Annotated in this window: 22 protein-coding genes; 15 read left to right on the forward strand and 7 right to left on the reverse strand. The window is 63.8% G+C overall.

What is annotated here, in order from left to right:
• Positions 1-173 precede the first annotated feature (173 nt).
• The 14 genes from CHB99_RS09030 (at position 174) to CHB99_RS09095 (ending at position 11161) form a co-directional block, all read left to right on the forward strand.
• Positions 174-983 carry an ATP-binding cassette domain-containing protein gene (locus CHB99_RS09030; RefSeq protein ID WP_042120739.1) on the forward strand — a complete coding sequence of 270 codons (810 nt, stop codon included), beginning with the start codon at positions 174-176 and terminating at the stop codon, positions 981-983.
• Complete coding sequence (mlaE, locus tag CHB99_RS09035) at positions 984-1781, forward strand: lipid asymmetry maintenance ABC transporter permease subunit MlaE (RefSeq protein ID WP_042120738.1); 798 nt, start codon at positions 984-986, stop codon at positions 1779-1781.
• Positions 1781-2248 (forward strand): outer membrane lipid asymmetry maintenance protein MlaD, encoded by a 468-nt coding sequence (mlaD, locus tag CHB99_RS09040; RefSeq protein ID WP_042120737.1) that lies wholly within the window; start codon positions 1781-1783, stop codon positions 2246-2248. The genes mlaE and mlaD overlap by 1 nt, the downstream gene beginning before the upstream one ends.
• A 9-nt stretch (positions 2249-2257) precedes the next feature.
• On the forward strand, positions 2258-2911 hold the full coding sequence (locus CHB99_RS09045) for an MlaC/ttg2D family ABC transporter substrate-binding protein (protein ID WP_042120735.1): 654 nt from the start codon (positions 2258-2260) through the stop codon (positions 2909-2911).
• Positions 2908-3213: an STAS domain-containing protein gene (locus tag CHB99_RS09050; protein ID WP_042120734.1), complete on the forward strand. Its 306-nt coding sequence runs from the start codon at positions 2908-2910 to the stop codon at positions 3211-3213. Before CHB99_RS09045 ends, CHB99_RS09050 begins: the two co-directional genes overlap by 4 nt.
• A gap of 118 nt (positions 3214-3331) precedes the next feature.
• Positions 3332-3571, forward strand: coding sequence for a BolA family protein (locus CHB99_RS09055; RefSeq protein ID WP_042120732.1), 240 nt, complete (start codon positions 3332-3334; stop codon positions 3569-3571).
• A 22-nt stretch (positions 3572-3593) separates the two neighbouring features.
• Entirely contained in the window at positions 3594-4859 is a 1266-nt protein-coding gene (murA, locus tag CHB99_RS09060; RefSeq protein WP_042120731.1) for a UDP-N-acetylglucosamine 1-carboxyvinyltransferase, read from the forward strand.
• Positions 4860-4961: 102 nt separating this feature from the next.
• Complete coding sequence (hisG, locus tag CHB99_RS09065) at positions 4962-5597, forward strand: ATP phosphoribosyltransferase (RefSeq protein WP_042120730.1); 636 nt, start codon at positions 4962-4964, stop codon at positions 5595-5597.
• 125 nt (positions 5598-5722) lie between these two features.
• Positions 5723-7048: a histidinol dehydrogenase gene (hisD, locus tag CHB99_RS09070; RefSeq protein ID WP_042120729.1), complete on the forward strand. Its 1326-nt coding sequence runs from the start codon at positions 5723-5725 to the stop codon at positions 7046-7048.
• Positions 7049-7050: 2 nt separating this feature from the next.
• The gene (hisC, locus tag CHB99_RS09075; RefSeq protein ID WP_042120728.1) at positions 7051-8097 is read left to right on the forward strand and encodes a histidinol-phosphate transaminase; all 1047 of its coding nucleotides are present in this window, start codon (positions 7051-7053) and stop codon (positions 8095-8097) included.
• Between the two features lie 199 nt (positions 8098-8296).
• Complete coding sequence (locus CHB99_RS09080; RefSeq protein ID WP_042120727.1) at positions 8297-8947, forward strand: FadR/GntR family transcriptional regulator; 651 nt, start codon at positions 8297-8299, stop codon at positions 8945-8947.
• A 15-nt stretch (positions 8948-8962) separates the two neighbouring features.
• On the forward strand, positions 8963-10240 hold the full coding sequence (locus CHB99_RS09085) for a CynX/NimT family MFS transporter (RefSeq protein ID WP_042120725.1): 1278 nt from the start codon (positions 8963-8965) through the stop codon (positions 10238-10240).
• Positions 10241-10331: 91 nt separating this feature from the next.
• Positions 10332-10802: a nuclear transport factor 2 family protein gene (locus CHB99_RS09090; protein WP_042120724.1), complete on the forward strand. Its 471-nt coding sequence runs from the start codon at positions 10332-10334 to the stop codon at positions 10800-10802.
• A 41-nt stretch (positions 10803-10843) separates the two neighbouring features.
• Positions 10844-11161 carry a GIY-YIG nuclease family protein gene (locus CHB99_RS09095; protein ID WP_042120722.1) on the forward strand — a complete coding sequence of 106 codons (318 nt, stop codon included), beginning with the start codon at positions 10844-10846 and terminating at the stop codon, positions 11159-11161.
• On the opposite strand, the gene CHB99_RS09100 is transcribed toward CHB99_RS09095, so the two are convergent.
• The 3 genes from CHB99_RS09100 to yejK all read right to left on the reverse strand — a co-directional run bounded on the left by CHB99_RS09100 (position 11133) and on the right by yejK (position 13948).
• Complete coding sequence (locus CHB99_RS09100; RefSeq protein WP_042120721.1) at positions 11133-11561, reverse strand: hypothetical protein; 429 nt, start codon at positions 11559-11561, stop codon at positions 11133-11135. The genes CHB99_RS09095 and CHB99_RS09100 overlap by 29 nt on opposite strands.
• Positions 11562-11627: 66 nt before the next feature.
• A complete protein-coding gene (locus CHB99_RS09105; protein ID WP_052419349.1) occupies positions 11628-12836 on the reverse strand; it encodes a DUF2599 domain-containing protein in 1209 nt (402 codons plus the stop codon).
• Between the two features lie 104 nt (positions 12837-12940).
• A complete protein-coding gene (gene yejK, locus CHB99_RS09110) occupies positions 12941-13948 on the reverse strand; it encodes a nucleoid-associated protein YejK (protein WP_042120719.1) in 1008 nt (335 codons plus the stop codon).
• A 410-nt stretch (positions 13949-14358) separates the two neighbouring features.
• Here yejK and CHB99_RS09115 point away from each other — a divergent pair, with 410 nt between their 5' ends.
• Positions 14359-14640, forward strand: coding sequence for an HU family DNA-binding protein (locus CHB99_RS09115; RefSeq protein ID WP_009398256.1), 282 nt, complete (start codon positions 14359-14361; stop codon positions 14638-14640).
• A gap of 67 nt (positions 14641-14707) precedes the next feature.
• On the opposite strand, the gene rlmF is transcribed toward CHB99_RS09115, so the two are convergent.
• The 4 genes from rlmF to CHB99_RS09135 all read right to left on the reverse strand — a co-directional run bounded on the left by rlmF (position 14708) and on the right by CHB99_RS09135 (position 19754).
• A complete protein-coding gene (gene rlmF / locus CHB99_RS09120; protein WP_042120717.1) occupies positions 14708-15658 on the reverse strand; it encodes a 23S rRNA (adenine(1618)-N(6))-methyltransferase RlmF in 951 nt (316 codons plus the stop codon).
• Between the two features lie 218 nt (positions 15659-15876).
• The gene (locus CHB99_RS09125; protein ID WP_042120715.1) at positions 15877-18723 is read right to left on the reverse strand and encodes a valine--tRNA ligase; all 2847 of its coding nucleotides are present in this window, start codon (positions 18721-18723) and stop codon (positions 15877-15879) included.
• Positions 18724-18954: 231 nt separating this feature from the next.
• On the reverse strand, positions 18955-19320 hold the full coding sequence (locus CHB99_RS09130; protein WP_042120714.1) for a hypothetical protein: 366 nt from the start codon (positions 19318-19320) through the stop codon (positions 18955-18957).
• Between the two features lie 5 nt (positions 19321-19325).
• A complete protein-coding gene (locus tag CHB99_RS09135; protein ID WP_042120713.1) occupies positions 19326-19754 on the reverse strand; it encodes a DNA polymerase III subunit chi in 429 nt (142 codons plus the stop codon).
• Between the last annotated feature and the right edge of the window lie 31 nt (positions 19755-19785).

Raw genomic sequence — 19785 nt, forward strand, 5'->3', positions numbered from 1 at the left:
GGACGGATGACCCGAACACGCCTGTACCGGGCCTGAACGGGCCGCGCGATGGCCTTGGGAAGCGCTTGCCAGCGGTGCTATAGTTCGCCACCAGTTCGGCCCGCTCGATGCATGCGTGCCTCCATGAAGGGGGCGTGCGTCTGAGTGACGAGGCTGCATCGCAAGGAGTCTAGATGAGCGTTGATAACGCCTACGCGGTCGAGTTGAAGGGCGTGACCTTCAAGCGCGGCTCGCGCAGCATCTTCAATAATGTCGACATACGCATTCCCAAGGGCAAGGTCACCGGCATCATGGGGCCTTCCGGGTGTGGCAAGACCACGCTGTTGCGCCTGATGGGCGCGCAACTGCGGCCCGCCAGTGGCGAAGTCTGGGTGGCGGGGCAGAACCTGCCGACACTGTCGCGCAGTGACCTGTTCGACGCCCGCAAGCAGATGGGCGTGCTGTTCCAGAGCGGCGCGCTGTTCACCGACCTCGACGTGTTCGAGAACGTCGCCTTTCCGCTGCGCGTGCACACCAAGCTGTCCGAGGAGATGATCCGCGACATCGTCCTGATGAAGCTCCAGGCTGTCGGCCTGCGTGGCGCCATCGAGCTGATGCCGGACGAGCTTTCCGGCGGCATGAAACGCCGCGTGGCGCTGGCCCGGGCGATTGCCCTGGACCCGCAGATCCTCATGTACGACGAGCCGTTCGTCGGTCAGGACCCGATCGCCATGGGCGTTCTGGTGCGCCTGATCCGCCTGCTCAACGACGCCCTGGGCATCACCAGCATCGTGGTGTCCCACGATCTCGCGGAAACCGCCAGCATCGCCGACTACATCTATGTGGTGGGTGACGGGCAGGTGCTCGGCCAGGGCTCGCCCGCGGAACTGATGGATTCGGACAACCCGCGCATCCGCCAATTCATGAAGGGTGACCCGGACGGTCCGGTGCCTTTCCATTTTCCTGCGCCTGACTATCGCGCCGATCTGCTGGGGAAGCGTTAGATGCGCAGAAAATCCTTACTCGAACGTATCCGCCGTTTCGGCCGTTCGGCCATCGACGTGGTCGCGGTGATGGGGCGTTCCTGTCTGTTCCTGCTGCACGCGCTGGTCGGGCGTGGCGGCATCGGCGGTGGCTTTCAGCTGCTGGTCCGCCAGCTGTACTCGGTGGGCGTGCTGTCGCTGGCGATCATCGTCGTCTCCGGCGTGTTCATCGGCATGGTCCTGGCCTTGCAGGGGTTCAGCATCCTCACCAAGTACGGTTCGGAGCAGGCCGTGGGGCAGATGGTCGCCCTGACCCTGCTGCGTGAACTCGGTCCGGTGGTCACCGCGCTGCTGTTCGCCGGGCGTGCCGGTTCCGCGCTGACCGCCGAAATCGGCAACATGAAATCCACCGAGCAACTGTCCAGCCTGGAAATGATCGGGGTCGATCCGCTCAAGTACATCGTCGCACCGCGGCTCTGGGCCGGCTTCATTTCCCTGCCGCTGCTGGCGATGATCTTCAGTGTGGTCGGTATCTGGGGCGGTTCGTGGGTCGCCGTGGACTGGCTGGGGGTCTATGAAGGTTCGTTCTGGGCGAACATGCAGAACAGCGTGTCGTTCACCGACGATGTGCTCAACGGCGTCATCAAGAGCATCGTCTTCGCCTTCGTCGTTACCTGGATTGCCGTATTTCAAGGCTATGACTGCGAGCCCACGTCAGAGGGGATCAGTCGAGCCACTACCAGAACCGTGGTCTACGCCTCGTTGGCAGTCCTCGGCCTGGACTTTATTCTGACCGCCCTGATGTTTGGAGATTTCTGATGCAAAACCGCACCCTGGAAATCGGTGTCGGCCTGTTCCTCCTGGCCGGGATCCTGGCGCTGCTACTGCTGGCTCTGCGCGTCAGCGGCCTGTCCGCCAGCCCCAGCAGCGATACCTATAAACTTTATGCATATTTCGACAATATCGCCGGTTTGACTGTCAGAGCAAAAGTGACCATGGCCGGTGTGACCATCGGCAAGGTCACTGCCATCGATCTGGACCGCGATACCTACACCGGTCGGGTGACCCTGCAACTGGAGAAGCGCGTGGACAACCTGCCCGCCGATTCCACCGCATCGATCCTGACCGCCGGTTTGCTCGGCGAGAAGTACATCGGCATCAGCGTCGGCGGGGAAGACACCGTGCTCAAGGATGGCGGGACCATCCATGATACCCAGTCGGCGTTGGTGCTGGAGGATCTGATTGGCAAGTTCCTGCTCAATACCGTAGGCAAAGAAGCTAAATAAGGAGTTTCCATGATTTCGATCCTGCGCCGTGGCTTGCTGGTACTGCTGGCTGCCTTGCCGATGATGGCCCTTGCGGCACCTGGCCAGTCGGCCCGTGACGTCATCCAGGGCACCACCACGCAAATGCTGGATGCCCTGAAGAGCAACAAGGAGCAGTACAAGGCCAACCCGCGTGAATTCTATGACGCGATGAACAACATCCTCGGTCCTGTCGTGGATGCCGACGGCATCTCGAAAAGCATCATGACCGTGAAGTACTCGAAACGGGCGACCCCTGATCAGATGCAGCGCTTCCAGGAGAACTTCAAGCGCAGTCTGATGCAGTTCTATGGCAACGCCCTGCTGGAATACAACAATCAGGGCATCACCGTGGATCCGGCAAGGCCCGAGGATGGCGACCGCACCAGCGTCGGCATGAAGGTCACCGGCACCAACGGCGCGGTCTATCCGGTGTCCTACACCCTGGAGAAGATCCAGGGCGAATGGAAAGTGCGTAACGTCATCGTCAACGGCATCAACATCGGCAAGCTGTTCCGTGAACAGTTCGCCGACGCCATGCAGCGCAATGGCAACGACCTCGACAAGACCATCGACAATTGGGCTGGCGAAGTTGCCAAGGCCAAGGCGGTCACCGAGGATGCCGCGGAGAAGCAGGCGCAATGAGTGGTGGCAGTGTGCAATTGGCCGAGCCGGGGGTGTTGAGCCTGGCCGGCACCCTCGACTACCGCTCCGGTCCGCGGTTGCGCGAGCAGGGCAGGGCGCTGATCGCGTCCAGTCCGGCCGCCGCGCTGGTGCTGGACTGCACTGCGGTGGAGATGTCCAGCAGCGTCGGTCTGTCCCTGCTGCTGGCCTTCATGCGCGATGCCAAGGGCGCCGGCAAGACCCTGGAAGTCCGCGGCATGCCCCATGGCATGCGGGAGATCGCCGAGGTCTACGGGCTGGACGAGATTCTCGCGTTGCAGTGAGCAAGCGCGACTAAAGCACGGCCCCTCTGTCAGAGTCCTCGTTTACGGGGTTCGCAGGCGAGGGGCTTTTTTGTATGATGGCCGACCCGCGCGCACAGGGCGCCGATTGAGGTTGAGCATGCAGGCCGTAGAAGTTAAGAGCTTCCTTGAAGAAAAGTTGCCGGGAACCCGGGTCGAAGTTGAAGGCGAGGGCTGCAACTTCCAGTTGAACGTGATCAGCGACGAATTGGCGGCACTGAGCCCTGTCAAGCGTCAGCAGCAGATCTATGCTCATCTGAACCCGTGGATTGCCGATGGCAGTATCCACGCGGTCACCATGAAATTTTTCAGCAGCGCAGCCTGGGCTGAGCGCACCTGAGCCAACTGGCGCGAGATTGCAAATGGACAAACTGATTATTACTGGCGGTGCTCGCCTCGACGGCGAAATCCGCATTTCCGGTGCCAAGAACGCCGCCCTGCCGATTCTCTCGGCCACCCTGCTGTGCGACGGCCCGGTTACCGTGGGCAACCTGCCGCACCTGCACGACATCACCACCATGATCGAGCTGTTCGGTCGCATGGGCATCGAGCCTGTGATCGACGAGAAGCTCTCGGTGGAAATCGATCCTCGTACCATCAAGACCCTGGTCGCGCCTTACGAGCTGGTGAAGACCATGCGCGCCTCGATCCTGGTGCTGGGTCCGATGGTCGCCCGCTTCGGCGAGGCCGAAGTGGCCCTGCCTGGCGGTTGCGCCATCGGTTCGCGTCCGGTCGACCTGCACATTCGCGGCCTCGAAGCCATGGGCGCGAAGATCGAAGTGGAAGGCGGCTACATCAAGGCCAAGGCCCCTGAAGGCGGTCTGCGCGGCGCGCACTTCTTCTTCGATACCGTCAGCGTGACCGGCACCGAGAACATCATGATGGCGGCCGCTCTGGCCCGTGGTCGCAGTGTCCTGCAGAACGCCGCGCGTGAGCCGGAAGTGGTCGACCTGGCCAACTTCCTGATCGCCATGGGCGCGAAGATCCAGGGCGCCGGCACCGACACCATCACCATCGATGGCGTCGAGCGTCTGGGTTCGGCCACCTATCGGGTAATGCCCGACCGTATCGAGACCGGTACCTACCTGGTTGCCGCCGCCGTTACCGGTGGTCGCGTCAAGGTCAAGGACACCGATCCGACCATCCTCGAAGCCGTCCTCGAGAAACTCAAGGAAGCCGGCGCCGAAATCATCACCGGCGAAGACTGGATCGAACTGGACATGCACGGCAAGCGGCCGAAAGCCGTCAACCTGCGTACCGCTCCGTATCCGGCGTTCCCGACCGACATGCAGGCGCAGTTCATCTCCCTCAACGCCATCGCCGAAGGCACTGGCGCGGTGATCGAGACGATCTTCGAAAACCGCTTCATGCACGTCTACGAAATGCACCGCATGGGCGCGCAGATCCAGGTCGAGGGCAACACCGCCATCGTCACCGGGACCAAGACGCTGAAGGGCGCGCCAGTCATGGCGACCGACCTGCGGGCTTCGGCCAGCCTGGTGCTGTCGGCCCTGGTGGCCGAAGGCGACACCCTGATCGACCGCATCTACCACATAGACCGTGGTTACGAGTGCATCGAGGAAAAACTGCAGATGCTGGGCGCGAAGATCCGTCGCGTACCGGGCTAGTCTGCTGGCGGCGCAGGGACGCGCCACGAACTTGCTGAATTGTCGCCGTCGGGTACCTGCATGGGCCCGGCGGCTGAAGCCGCATAAGGACCGACGTTTCCCATGTTGACCATCGCGCTGTCCAAGGGCCGCATTCTCGACGATACCCTGCCGCTGCTGGCGGAAGCCGGCATCGTCCCGACCGAGAATCCGGACAAGAGCCGCAAACTGATCATCCCCACGACCCAGGAAGATGTGCGCCTGCTGATCGTGCGGGCCACCGACGTGCCGACCTATGTCGAGCATGGCGCCGCCGATCTGGGTGTGGCCGGCAAGGATGTGCTGATGGAGTACGGTGGCCAGGGCATGTACGAGCCGCTGGACCTGAACATCGCTCGCTGCAAGCTGATGACCGCCGGTGCCATTGGCGCGCCGGAGCCGAAGGGGCGCCTGCGGGTCGCCACCAAGTTCGTCAACGTGGCCAAGCGCTACTACGCCGAACAGGGTCGTCAGGTCGACATCATCAAGCTGTACGGCTCGATGGAGCTGGCGCCGCTGGTCAACCTCGCCGACAAGATCATCGACGTCGTCGACACCGGCAACACCCTGCGCGCCAATGGCCTGGAGCCCCAGGAACTCATCGCTACCATCAGCTCCCGCCTGGTGGTCAACAAGGCATCGATGAAGATGCAGCACGCCCGTATCCAGAGCCTGATCGACACCCTGCGTCAGGCCGTGGAGTCGCGACACCGCGGCTGACCCTGTGCGCGACTTCATGTCGCGCCCGTCTATCCGCGTCATAGCCAAATATCTCGGGTGCCCGCGCGAATGGACTGGTAGCTTCAGGGCGCCTGAACCATTCGCCAATTACCGAGGCTTTAGCTATGACCACGTCCACTGCAATTCGCCGACTCAATGCCGCTGACCCGGATTTCGCCCGACATCTGGATCATCTGCTGAGCTGGGAAAGCGTGTCCGACGACGCGGTCAACCAGCGGGTCCTCGACATCATCCAGGCCGTGCGTGAGCGCGGCGACGCGGCGCTGGTGGAGTTCACCCAGCGTTTCGACGGCGTCGAGGCGAAATCCATCGCTGACCTGATTCTCGGCCGCGAGCGCCTGGAACTGGCCCTGACCCGCATCACCGCGGAGCAGCGCCAGGCCCTGGAAAAGGCCGCCGAGCGTGTGCGCCTGTACCACGAGCGGCAGAAACAGGACTCCTGGAGCTACACCGAGGCCGACGGCACCGTGCTCGGCCAGAAGGTCACGCCGCTGGACCGCGCAGGTCTGTACGTGCCGGGCGGCAAGGCGTCGTACCCGTCGTCCGTGCTGATGAACGCGATTCCGGCCAAGGTCGCCGGGGTTGGCGAAGTGGTGATGGTGGTGCCGACCCCGCGTGGCGAGGTCAATGAGCTGGTGCTGGCGGCGGCGTGCATCGCCGGTGTCGACCGCGTCTTCACCATCGGTGGCGCCCAGGCGGTCGCGGCCCTGGCCTATGGCACCGAGAGCGTGCCGCAGGTGGACAAGGTGGTCGGGCCGGGCAACATCTACGTCGCCACCGCCAAGCGCCATGTGTTCGGTCAGGTCGGTATCGACATGATCGCCGGCCCGTCGGAAATCCTCGTGGTCTGCGACGGCCAGACCGACCCGGACTGGATCGCCATGGACCTGTTCTCCCAGGCCGAGCACGACGAGGACGCGCAGTCGATCCTGGTCAGCCCGGACGCTGCGTTCCTCGACCGCGTCGCCGCCAGCATCGACAAGCTGCTGCCGACCATGGACCGCGCCGAGATCATCCGCACCTCGATCGACGGGCGTGGCGCGCTGATCCAGGTTCGCGACATGGACCAGGCCATGGAAGTCGCCAACCGCATCGCACCGGAGCACCTGGAGCTGTCGGTGGCCGACCCGCAGGCCTGGCTGCCGAAGATCCGCCACGCCGGGGCGATCTTCATGGGTCGCCACACCAGCGAAGCGCTGGGCGACTACTGCGCCGGTCCCAACCACGTGCTGCCGACTTCCGGCACCGCGCGCTTCTCCTCGCCACTGGGGGTCTACGACTTCCAGAAGCGTTCGTCGATCATCTTCTGCTCCGAACAGGGCGCTTCCGAACTGGGCAAGACCGCATCGGTCCTGGCTCGTGGCGAATCCCTCAGCGCCCACGCGCGCAGTGCCGAATACCGCATCCTTGCCGACCAAGAGGGCAACTGAACATGAGCAAATTCTGGAGCCCCTTCGTCAAGAGCCTGGTGCCTTACGTCCCGGGCGAGCAGCCGAAGCTGACCAAGCTGGTCAAGCTCAACACCAACGAGAACCCGTACGGTCCGTCGCCCAAGGCGCTGGAAGCCATGCGCGGCGAGCTCAACGACAACCTGCGCCTGTACCCGGACCCCAACAGCGACCTGCTCAAGCAGGCCGTGGCCCGCTACTACAAGGTCCAGCCGAACCAGGTGTTCCTCGGCAACGGTTCGGACGAAGTGCTGGCGCACATCTTCCACGGCCTGTTCCAGCACGACGCGCCGCTGCTGTTCCCGGATATCAGCTACAGCTTCTACCCGGTGTACTGCGGCCTGTACGGCATTCCCTTCGAAGCGGTGGCGCTGGATGAGCAGTTCCAGATCCGCGTCGAGGACTACCGCCGTGCCAACGCCGGGATCATTCTCCCCAACCCGAACGCACCGACCGGCTGCCTGCTGGCCCTGGAGGCCATCGAGCAACTGCTGCGGGCCAACACCGAATCGGTCGTGGTGGTGGATGAGGCGTACATCGATTTCGGTGGCGAGACCGCCATCAGCCTGGTGGATCGCTACCCGAACCTGCTGGTGACCCAGACCCTGTCCAAATCGCGTTCCCTGGCCGGGCTGCGGGTTGGTCTGGCGGTGGGCCATCCCGACCTGATCGAGGCGCTGGAACGGATCAAGAACAGCTTCAACTCCTATCCGCTGGACCGCATGGCGATCGTCGGCGCGACCGCGGCGTTCGAAGACCAGGAATACTTCGCGTCGACCTGCAACAAGGTCATCGCCAGCCGCGAGAAGCTGGTGGCCGAGCTGAACGCGCGTGGTTTCGAGGTGCTGCCGTCGGCGGCCAACTTCATCTTCGCCCGCCATCCGCAGAAGGATGCCGCGGGAATTGCCGCCGCGCTGCGCGAGCAGGGGGTGATCGTGCGTCACTTCAAGCTGCCGCGGATCGATCAGTTCCTGCGCATTACCATCGGTACCGAAGAGCAGAACCAGGCGTTGCTCGACGCCTTGAACTGACCTGAGCAATTGGGGCTGCTTTGCAGCCCTTCGCGAGCAAGCTCGCTCCCACAGGGATTGCACCAACTCTGTGGGAGCGAGCTTGCTCGCGAAGGGCCGCAAAGCGGCCCCGTTGTTTTCTGATTTGCATTCCTGTCAGCCAAGCCGTTACCCTTGGCTCCCTCCTAATTCATCCGATGATTGGATGTAAAAATTCCCCATGCCCCAACTCATCAAACGCTCTCTCGTCGAACAAGCCGTCGACCAACTCCGCCAACGCATCACCAGCGGCGCCTGGGCCGTCGGCCAGCGCCTGCCCACAGAGCCGGAACTGGCCAGCGAGCTGGGCATCAGCCGCAATACCGTGCGCGAGGCCATGCGTGTCTTGGCCTTCAGTGGTCTGGTGGAGGTGCGTCAAGGCGATGGCAGCTATTTGCGCACTGCATCCGATCCGCTCTCGGCGATGCAGGCGCTGTCCGGCTGCAGCCTGGAGCACGCCAGGGAAACCCGTCACTTGCTGGAAGCCGAAGCCATCGGCCTGGCGGCGTTGCGCCGCACCGAGCAGGACCTGATCGGCCTGCGCGAGGCCCTGCACCGCAGCGGCATGCACTTTCACGGTGAACTGGACGACTACATCTGCTGCGACCTGGTCTTCCATCAGCGCCTCGTGGATGCCGCGCACAACCCCGCGTTGAGCGAGCTATACCGCTATTTCTCCAGCGTGGTGGCGATGAAGCTGGAACACAGCATGAGCCGGTTGCCGCGCAACCAGGCGGTTTTCGATCTGCACGAAGCGATCCTCGAGGCCGTCGAGCGACAAGAGCCGGAGCGGGCCAAGGCCCTGAGCCGGACGTTGATCAATGAACCCTGACCTTTCGAGACTGCCATGGGCCAAGACCTCCCCACCAAGCTCACGCCCCCGGGGCCGGTGCTTGACGAATTGCTGATCGATGCCGAAGCCGACGATGCCGAGCTTCAGCCTCCCACCCGCCTGCCGCAGGCCTGGCTGTTGCTGCTGGGCCTGGTGCTGGTGGCACTGAACCTGCGTCCGGCCCTGTCGAGCATGGCGCCGCTGCTGGGCGAGGTGTCTCGCAGCCTTGGTTTGAGCGGCTCCCAGGCCGGCTTGCTGACCACACTGCCGGTGCTCTGTCTCGGACTGTTTGCCCCCCTGGCACCATTGCTGGCGCGACGTTTCGGCAGCGAGCGGGTGATTCTCGGGATTCTCCTGTGCCTGGCGGGCGGCATCGCGTTGCGCAGTGCTTTCGGCAGCGTCGGTCTGTTCGTCGGCAGCCTGATCGCCGGTGCCAGTATCGGGGTGATCGGCGTGTTGCTGCCGGGCATCGTCAAACGGGATTTCCCGGCCCATGCGGGCCTGCTCATGGGCATCTACACCATGGCCCTGTGCCTGGGCGCGGCGCTGGCGGCGGGGGCCAGTGTGCCCTTGAGCCATGCCTTCGGTGACAACTGGTCGCTGGGCCTGGGCTTCTGGCTGGTGCCAGCCCTGCTGGCGGCGCTGTTCTGGCTGCCACAAGCCCGGCAAGGTCACGGCGCCCACCGTGTCGCCTTCCGTGTACGCGGTCTGTGGCGCGATCCGCTGGCCTGGCAGGTGACCCTGTACATGGGCCTGCAATCGTCGCTGGCCTATATCGTCTTCGGCTGGCTGCCGTCGATTCTCATCGGTCGCGGCCTCAGTCCGACGGAGGCGGGGCTGGTGCTGTCCGGCTCGGTGATCGTGCAACTGCTCAGCGCCCTGACCGCGCCGATGCTGGCCACCCGCGGCAAGGACCAGCGCCTCGCCATCGTGGTGGTGATGGTGCTGACCCTGGCCGGTCTGTTCGGTTGCCTGTATGCGCCGCTCGGCGGCCTGTGGGGCTGGGCGGTGGTGCTCGGTATCGGCCAGGGTGGCACGTTCGCCCTGGCGCTGACCCTGATCGTGCTGCGTTCGAGGGACGCCCACGTCGCCGCCAACCTGTCGAGCATGGCCCAGGGCGTCGGCTACACCCTGGCCTCTCTCGGCCCCTTCGCGGTAGGCCTGGTGCATGACCTGAGCGGTGGCTGGAGCGCGGTCGGCTGGATCTTCGCGATCATCGGCGCCGGCGCCATCTTCTTCGGTCTCCGGGCCGGCCGCACGCTGCATGTTCAGGTGACCAGCGAGCGGATCTGAGGACGCGCCATTCGTCCGGTCGATGGCGCTGGCCTTGTGCCTTCGAGCGGACTATCGTGCTCCGCTCAGACTTTCGGTGATGGAACCCGTCATGAGCGATGCCAACAGTGCCCTGATCACCCGTTTCTACCAGGCTTTCCAGCGTCTCGATGCCGAGGCCATGGTCGCCTGCTACAGCCCCGATGTCGTCTTCAGCGACCCGGCCTTCGGCACCCTGCGGGGCAAGGATGCCGGGGATATGTGGCGCATGCTCACCAGCCGCGCCAAGGATTTTTCCCTGACCTTCGACAGCGTCCGCGCCGACGAGCGTGGCGGTTCGGCGCACTGGGTGGCGACCTACCTGTTCAGCCAGACCGGTCGCACGGTGATCAATGACATTCGCGCCAGCTTCGTCGTGCGCGACGGCCTGATCGTCGAGCACCACGATGTCTTCGACTTCTGGCGCTGGTCCCGTCAGGCCCTGGGCGCCCCCGGTGTCCTGCTGGGCTGGACGCCGCTGCTGCGGGACAAGGTGCGCCAGCAGGCGTTGAAGGGCTTGCGCGCGTTCCAGGGCGGACGTTGAGGGGGTAAGCTGTCGTCCTCAGCCGCCGCCAGTCCTCGCCCGTGACCGAAGTCCCGCCCCTCGCCAAACCCTGGTACGTGTATCTGGTACGCGCCGCCAACGGCTCGTTGTACTGCGGTATCAGCGACAACCCCGAACGGCGTTTCGCCGACCACCAGAAAGGCCGCGGCGCGCGCTATTTCAGCACCAGCCCGGCGGTGGCGCTGGTGTATGTCGAGGCCTGGCCGGACAAGTCCCAGGCACTGCGTCATGAGCGCCTGATCAAGGCCCTGCGCAAAAGCGCGAAGGAAGCCCTGGTGGCTTCCTTCGCGGCGCAGCACCTGGTCGACGTCATGGAGTGTTGCAGTTCATCTTCTTGAAGGCATCCAGGGAAACGCCCTGGCGCCTCGGTTCGAGAGTGATAGGGTCGGGGATCGGTGATTGGCTCAGTTGGCATTCCAGCTGGAACCTGACGCTGTCGCGCATCTGCTGCGCGTTCAGCTTGGGGCTGGTCCATTCAGGAGCGCTCTCGTACCGCGCAAGAATTTCCTGAAGGATTCGTTCAGTGTCAGCCGGTCCGTACGTGCATCCCGCGCGGTCCAGATAAACCTGCAGGCTGTCGTAGGTGCCTTGGGTGAAGTAGCTGGTACCGACCTTTTCCTTACCCCATTCCGCTTTGAGAATGGGTTCGGAGCAATCCGGATCGGCGCTGGCGTGTTCCATGGGAAGCACGCCTGCAATCACGCTCAGGGCAATCCATGCCAGGTTCGAGGTCTTCATGGGGGATCTCCTGAAGGGTGGGAATGCACAACACGCCGGCAAGCGGCGCGACCTACGGGCGCAGGCTCAGTTGTCGCACTGCCTGGCGCCTGACGCCTGAATGTCGATCAAGGCCCGGTGGGGTTCCAGCGTCCACGTGGGGGCATAGCGCCGGTAGACGAAATGGCAGGTCAACTGCCGGCGCATGCTCAGAAAATGCTCCACGTTGTAGGCTGAAGCGCCCTGCCAGGCCGGGTCGCGGTAAAGCCGGGCGACCAGTTCGTTGAAGAAGTTGTTGGTCTGATCCTCCCTGACTTCCCGCCCGCAGGCACTGGGCACCACGACGAGACTCTTCTTGCCGGGGAAGCCCGGAAGGTCCTCGAAACGCGCACTGTCGAAGTACGTTTTGCACGTATTGGGCCCGGTGGTGGGCTGGATGGCCTGGTCCGCGGTGTTGTAGACGAAGGCCGCATCGGCGTTCATGGTCTGCGGCAGGTCAAGCCTGACCAGCGGCAGGTAGCGCTTGGTCGCCAGCCACCACTCGATCTGGTTCGCCCTGGCGTTTTCCAGCCCCGACGTGGCGGAGGAGGGCGGCATCGTATAGAAGGTGCTCTCCACGGGTGGGTCGAATGGCGGGTTGTTCTGCCAGGTGGCGATGCGCAGTTCGTTCTGCATGGGGAACAAGGTCGCCCCGGCGAGATTGCGTGCCTCGATGCTGGCCATGAAGGCGGGGCCGGCGAACGCATCGCGTCGGTCACGCACGTCGAATCCGCACAGGTCGACGTGGTTCGTCGCGCTGCTGCCGAATCTCCTGACCCAGGCCTGTGCGGTCCTTACATCCATCAGGTCGCAGTAGTTCTCCACCGTCGCGCTGGCCGTGTGATCCGTGCAGCCGCGCTCTGCGCGATTGTCCGTGCCGGCATCGTGGGGGAAGGAACAGAGGACTTCGTAGGGTCGGTTGGGGCTTGGGTTGGCGAACGCGGGGTAGAGGGTGAAGCCATTGTTGCGGCCGTAGACCAGGCGCGGAAACTTTGCGTCCCGGCGCAGGTAGGACGCCGAGATGCCACCGTTGGCAATGTTCTTTTGTGTCGGCACCCAGAACTGCGGAGTCGCGGTGGCCCGCACAATCACCCCGGCGCAGAGAACCGCGGGTTTCGACTGGCCGCCGCAATCCCGGGTGAGATTGCGATAGCGCTCATTCAGCGATCTTGCCGTGTCCTCCCCCGGGCCGGCGAGGGCGGCGCCTGTTGCCAGGGCCAGCAGCAGGCAGCCCGACACGGTGAGCAGCGTCTTCATGTCATGCACCTTCAGTGCGTGAGAGACGTGCTCAGGCTAGCCAGTGGGGCAAGGACGTCGCTACTGACAAAAATGCCAGTTCGGATCAACGGCTTGCCCGCGGCTCAGTCCTTGCGCCGCTTCAACTGGTCGGCGAGCTGGGTCGGCAGGCCCTTGATGGTCAGGGTTCCGGCTTCCTCGTCGTATTCGATCTTCGAGCCGAGCAGGTGCGCCTCGAAGCTGATCGACAGGCCCTCGGCGCGCCCGGTGAAGCGGCGGAATTGATTGAGGGTGCGCTTGTCCGCGGGGATTTCCGGCGACAGGCCGTAGTCCTTGTTGCGGATATGGTCGTAGAACGCCTTGGGCCGGTCTTCGTCGATCAGGCCCGACAGTTCTTCGAGGGTTACCGGTTCGCCGGCGCGGGTCTGGCTGGTGGCGTAGTCGACCAGGGTCTGGGTCTTCTCGCGGGCGGCTTCCTCGGGCAGGTCCTCGCTTTCCACGAAGTCGCTGAAGGCCTTGAGCAGGGTGCGGGTTTCCCCCGGACCGTCGACCCCCTCCTGGCAGCCGATGAAGTCACGGAAGTAGTCCGAGACCTTCTTGCCGTTCTTGCCTTTGATGAAAGAGATGTACTGCTTCGAGTTCTGGTTGTTGCGCCATTCGGAAATGTTGATCCGGGCAGCCAGGTGCAACTGGCTGAGATCGAGGTGACGCGACGGGGTGACATCCAGCTCGGCGTTCACCGCCACGCCTTCACTGTGATGCAGCAGGGCGATGGCCAGGTAGTCCGTCATACCTTGCTGGTAGTGGGCGAACAGTACGTGGCCGCCCACCGACAGGTTCGACTCTTCCATCAGTTTCTGCAGATGTTCAACCGCCACCCGGCTGAACTCGGTGAAGGTCTTTTCGCTGTCCAGGTATTCCTTCAGCCAGCCGCTGAACGGGTGGGCGCCGGACTCGGCGTGGAAGAAACCCCAGGCTTTGCCCTGCTTGGCGTTATAGCTGTCGTTGAGGTCGGCCAGGAGGTTTTCGATGGCGGTCGACTCGCTCAGTTCGGAATCGCGCGCGTGCAGTACCGCGGGGCTGCCATCGGGTTTCTTGTCGATCAGGTGGACGATGCAATGACGGATCGGCATGGAATTCTCGGCTCAATGAAGGTGTGGCGCGGGGCGTGGCAAAGTTGCCAAGTGTAACCCAGCTGGAGGGCTGGACGGGGTTCAGCTGCGGCTGCGGGGCTGGCCTGTTCGTTTTTCGTTCTGTTTTTTGCGATATTTTGTGTAAACCCCCGAAAAACCTGAAGATTTGCGCCGGGCGAGGCGGATATTTATCTATTCCTGTGGTAGTTTTGCCCGGTCTTGCGCCCCCTGTGAGGCGCAGTGCTGGCAGACCGCTGGCGTCACGTCGAACCAATCGCATTTTTAGGTATCTACATACGCGATTGGCAAAAAGGATGTATCCCGGCCACCGCCGATTCGCGGCGCCGGCATCGATGGCTGACGCGGCACTCTGCAAACCCACTGAATTTGATTAGGGAAGGAACACCACCATGGCATTGACCAAAGACCAACTGATCGCCGATATCGCTGAAGCTATCGACGCGCCGAAAACCACCGCGCGTAACGCTCTGGAGCAACTGGGCCAGATCGTTGCCGATCAACTGGAAAACGGCAGTGAAATCACCCTGCCAGGCATTGGCAAGCTGAAAATCACCGAGCGTCCTGCCCGTACCGGCCGCAACCCTTCGACTGGCGCCGCCATCGAAATCGCTGCCAAGAAAGTCGTCAAGTTCGTACCAGCCAAAGTGCTGACCGACGCAGTCAACAAGTAATTTGTAGAGCGCTCGAAAAAAACCGCGTCGGGTGCGAGCCCGACGCGGTTTTTTAATGCCTGCCGTTTCATTTGAAACGCTGTTGGCACCACTGCTGACGCGCCGCTGCATCCTGGAAGGTCCAGGCCACCAGGCGGCTCTGTTTCTGCCCCTGACCCATCTCCAGCACCCGTTGCTCGACCGCACCGGCCTTCTTCAGCGCCGCCTCGATGCCGGGCAGGTTGGAGGCTTTCGAGACCAGGCTGCTGAACCACAGCACCTGCTGGCCAAGGGCCTTGCTCTCCTGCACCAGTTGGGTAACGAAGCGGATCTCGCCGCCGTCGCACCACAGCTCGTTGTTCTGCCCGCCAAAGTTCAGCACCGGCAGCTTGCGCTTCGGATCCGCCTTGCCCAGGGCGCGCCATTTACGCTGGCTGCCGCGGGTGGCTTCCTCGCGCGAGGCGTGGAAGGGTGGGTTGCACAGGGTCAGGTCGAAGCGTTCCTCGGCACTCAATAGGCCGCTGAGGATGTGCTTGCGATTGCCCTGCTGGCGCAGGTCGATGAACTTGCCCAGACCGTTGGCCTGGACAATGGCCTTGGCCGAGGCGAGAGCGATCGGGTCGATGTCCGAGCCGACGAAACGCCAGCGGTAATCGGCATTGCCCAGCAGCGGGTAGATGCAGTTGGCGCCGACACCGATATCCAGGGCCTGGACCTGGGCACCGCGGGCAATCTCACCAGCGTTGTCCTCGGCCAGCAGGTCGGCCAGGGTGTGCAGGTAGTCGGCACGCCCGGGGATCGGTGGGCACAGGTAGTCGGCGGGGATGTCCCAGAACTGGATGCCGTACTGGGCCTTGAGCAGTGCGCGATTGAACACCCGCACCGCTTCGGGGTCGGCGAAGTCGATGCTCGGCTTGCCGTAGGGATTGGTGATGGTGAAGCGTGCGAGCTCCGGGCAGCTCTTGATCAGTTGCGGGAAGTCGTAGCGACCCTGGTGGCGGTTGCGCGGGTGCAGCGTGGGTTTGTCGGGTTTGCTCATGGTCGTAAATGCCAAGAGCGGGCAAGCCCGCTCTTCTGGAGTACCGCATGATTCGTTGATCTGGCGCTCATCTGTAGGCGCTGGCTTGTCGGAGTGCCGAACCACTGCGAAGGACCGCAAAGCGGTCCCAGGCTTCAGTGCTATCGGGGGACCGCTGCGCGGTCCTTCGCAGTGGTTCGGCACTCCGACAAGCCAGCTCCTACAGGGACCGCGTCGTTTTACAGGGCGGCGATGCGTGCGTGCTGCTCGGTGAAGTTGGCCAGGGCCTGTTCCGCCTCGGCCAGCTTGGCGCGTTCCTTGTCGATCACCGCGGGCGGTGCCTTGTCGACGAAGGCGGCGTTGGACAGCTTGCCGCCAACGCGCTGGACCTCGCCCTGCAGGCGCTGGATCTCCTTGCTCAGGCGCGCCAGTTCGGCGTCCTTGTCGATCAGGCCGGCCATCGGCACCAGCACCTGCAGGTCGCCCACCAGCGCGGTGGCGCTGAGCGGGGCTTCGTCCTGCTCGCCGAGCACGGTGAACGATTCGATCTTCGCCAGCTTCTTGAGCAGCGCTTCGTTCTCGACGAGGCGACGCTGGTCTTCGGCGGTGGCGTTCTTGAGGAACAGCTGCAGCGGTTTGCCCGGGCCGATGTTCATCTCGGCGCGGATGTTACGCACGCCCAGCATCAGCTCCTTGACCCACTCGATGTCGCTTTCGGCGGCGCTGTCGATGCGGCTCTCGTTCGCTTCAGGCCATGGCTGCAGCATGATGGTCTTGCCGTCGATGCCGGCCAGCGGCGCCAGGCGCTGCCAGATTTCCTCGGTGATGAACGGCATGAACGGATGAGCCAGGCGCAGCGCCACTTCCAGCACGCGGACCAGGGTGCGACGGGTGCCGCGGGCGCGCTCGACCGGGGCGTTCTCGTCCCACAGGACCGGTTTGGACAGCTCCAGGTACCAGTCGCAGTACTGGTTCCAGATGAACTCGTACAGGGCCTGGGCGGCCAGGTCGAAGCGGAACTGCTCCAGCTGACGGGTCACTTCGGCTTCGGTGCGCTGCAGTTGCGAGATGATCCAGCGGTCGGCCAGCGACAGCTCGAAGGCTTCGCCGTTCTGGCCGCAATCCTCGCCCTTGTCCAGCACGTAGCGGGCGGCGTTCCAGATCTTGTTGCAGAAGTTGCGGTAGCCCTCGACGCGGCCCATGTCGAACTTGATGTCGCGACCGGTGGAGGCCAGCGAGCAGAAGGTGAAGCGCAGGGCGTCGGTGCCGTAGCTGGCGATGCCTTCGGGGAACTCGGCCTTGGTCTGCTTGGCGATCTTCTCGGCGAGCTTGGGCTGCATCATGCCGCTGGTGCGCTTTTCCAGCAGGGCGTCGAGGGTGATGCCGTCGACGATGTCCAGCGGGTCGAGGACGTTGCCCTTGGACTTGGACATCTTCTGGCCCTGGCCGTCGCGGACCAGGCCATGGACGTAGACGGTCTTGAACGGTACCTGCGGGGTGCCGTCCTCGTTCTTCACCAGGTGCATGGTCAGCATGATCATCCGGGCGACCCAGAAGAAGATGATGTCGAAGCCGGTGACCAGTACGTCGGTGGAGTGGAAGGTCTTGAGGAATTCGGTCTGCTGCGGCCAGCCGAGGGTGGAGAAGGTCCACAGGCCGGAGCTGAACCAGGTGTCGAGGACGTCGTTGTCCTGGTTCAGGACCACGTCGGCGCCAAGGTTGTGCTTGGCCCGTACTTCTTCCTCGCTGCGGCCGACGTAGACCTTGCCGGACTCGTCGTACCAGGCTGGAATGCGGTGGCCCCACCACAGCTGGCGGCTGATGCACCAGTCCTGGATGTCGCGCATCCAGGAGAAGTACATGTTCTCGTACTGTTTCGGCACGAACTGGATGCGGCCGTCTTCCACGGCGGCGATCGCGGGCTCGGCCAGCGGCTTGGTGGAGACGTACCACTGGTCGGTCAGCCACGGCTCGATGACGGTGCCGGAGCGGTCGCCCTTCGGCACTTTCAGGGCGTGGTCGTCGACGCTGACCAGAAGGCCCAGGGCGTCGAAGTCGGCGACGATCTGCTTGCGCGCGACGAAACGGTCGAGACCGGCGTACTGCGCCGGCAGGCTGCCGTCGATGGATTCGTTGACGCTGCCGTCGAGGTTGAACACCTGGGCGGCCGGGAGGATCGCCGCGTTCTTGTCGAAGATGTTCAGCAGCGGCAGGTTGTGGCGCTTGCCGACTTCGTAGTCGTTGAAGTCATGGGCCGGGGTGATCTTCACGCAGCCGGTACCGAACTCCGGATCGCAGTAGTCGTCGGCAATGATCGGGATACGACGGCCGATCAGCGGCAGTTCGACGAACTTGCCGATCAGTGCCTGGTAGCGCTCGTCGTTCGGGTTCACCGCCACGGCGACGTCGCCGAGCATGGTTTCCGGACGGGTGGTGGCGACCACCAGGTGATCCTTGCCCTCGGCTGTTTTCGCGCCGTCGGCCAGCGGGTAGCGCAGGTTCCACAGGTGGCCTTTCTCGTCGTGGTTTTCCACTTCGAGGTCGGAGATTGCCGTGTGCAGCTTGGTGTCCCAGTTGACCAGGCGCTTGCCGCGGTAGATCAGGCCGTCTTCATGCAGGCGCACGAAGGCTTCCTTGACCGCTTCGGAGAGACCGTCGTCCATGGTGAAGCGTTCGCGGCTCCAGTCCACCGACGAGCCCAGGCGGCGGATCTGCCGGCTGATGTTGCCGCCGGACTGTTCCTTCCACTCCCAGACTTTTTCGAGGAATTTTTCCCGGCCCAGATCGTGACGGTTCTGGCCCTTGGCTTCGAGCTGGCGCTCCACCAGCATCTGCGTGGCGATACCGGCGTGGTCGGTGCCCGGCTGCCACAGGGTGTTGCGACCTTGCATGCGGCGGAAACGGATCAGGGCATCCATGATCGCGTTGTTGAAGCCGTGGCCCATGTGCAGGCTGCCGGTGACGTTCGGCGGCGGGATCATGATGGTGTACGACTCGCCCGCGCCTTGCGGGGCGAAGTAATTCTCGGACTCCCAGGTGTTGTACCAGGAAGTTTCGATGGCGTGCGGCTGGTAGGTCTTATCCATGCGCGGGGGGACCCTATGGCATTTATTCGGGAAAGCCGGGAAGTATAACGGAGGCGGGGGTTCGAGGCGACACACAGGGGAGGGCTTGATGCTGTTCGGCTTTCATGCCGAATCCCCGTAGGAGCGTGGCTCGCCCGCGAAGGACCGCAAGGCGGTCCCAATTGCGCTGTCATCGGGGACCGCCTTGCGGTCCTTCGCGGGCGAGCCACGCTCCTACGGGGGGAGGGCAGATCAGGAAGACTGGTTGAGCAGGCGTTCGAGGCGGGCATCCAGGCGCCGCTTGATCTCGTTCTCGATATGCGGGGCGAAGTCGTCGATCACGTCCTGCATGATCAGTTGCGCGGCGGCACGCAGCTCGGCGTCCAGGTGCAGCAGGGTGTCCTGGCGACGGGCTTGTGGATCGGCTTCTGCCACCGGCGCGGCGGCAGGGGCAGGCGGCGCCAGGTCTTCGGCCGGTTCGAGCAGCAGCGGGATCTGTTCTTCCACGGTTTCGGTCAGCAGAGGCGGTTGCAGGGTTTCATCGCCCAACAACTGGCGGATCGACTCCAGGTCGTCCAGCAGATGGGCGGATTGCGGCAGGGGCGGGTGTTTGTCCATCGTCGTCAGAATCGCTGTAAGCGGTGATCTTGCAGAGCATAGCCCTGTTCGCGGTAGAAGCGGAAACTCTCTCGGGTCGCCTGGCGGATCGCTGGCTCCTCGACCACGATCTCGGCGATGCGGGCGAAGCGCGCGGCGAACGGCGGGACCTTGAGGTCGAGGTTGACCAGCAGGTCCTGATGGCTGCCGGGATCGTCACCGACGCCCAGGGCAACCGCCGCCGCGGCATCTTCCTCGGCATGGCTGTGGGGCACGAAGGCTTCAGCCTTGAACGCCCAGAGACGGGCATCCAGCTCATCGCGCTGGGCGGCGTCGCTGCAGTTCAGGTAGACCCGATGGCCGAGGCGCCAGGCCTTCTCGCAGAGTTTGCAGGCGAAGTCCAGGCGCGCGCTGGGCGAGGGGCTGGGCAGGATATAGAAGTCGACTTTGCTCATGGCGCAGGCGCCGACCGGTCACGGGACCGGC

The sequence above is a fragment of the Pseudomonas japonica genome (genome assembly GCF_900188455.1).
Classification (GTDB): domain Bacteria; phylum Pseudomonadota; class Gammaproteobacteria; order Pseudomonadales; family Pseudomonadaceae; genus Aquipseudomonas; species Aquipseudomonas japonica.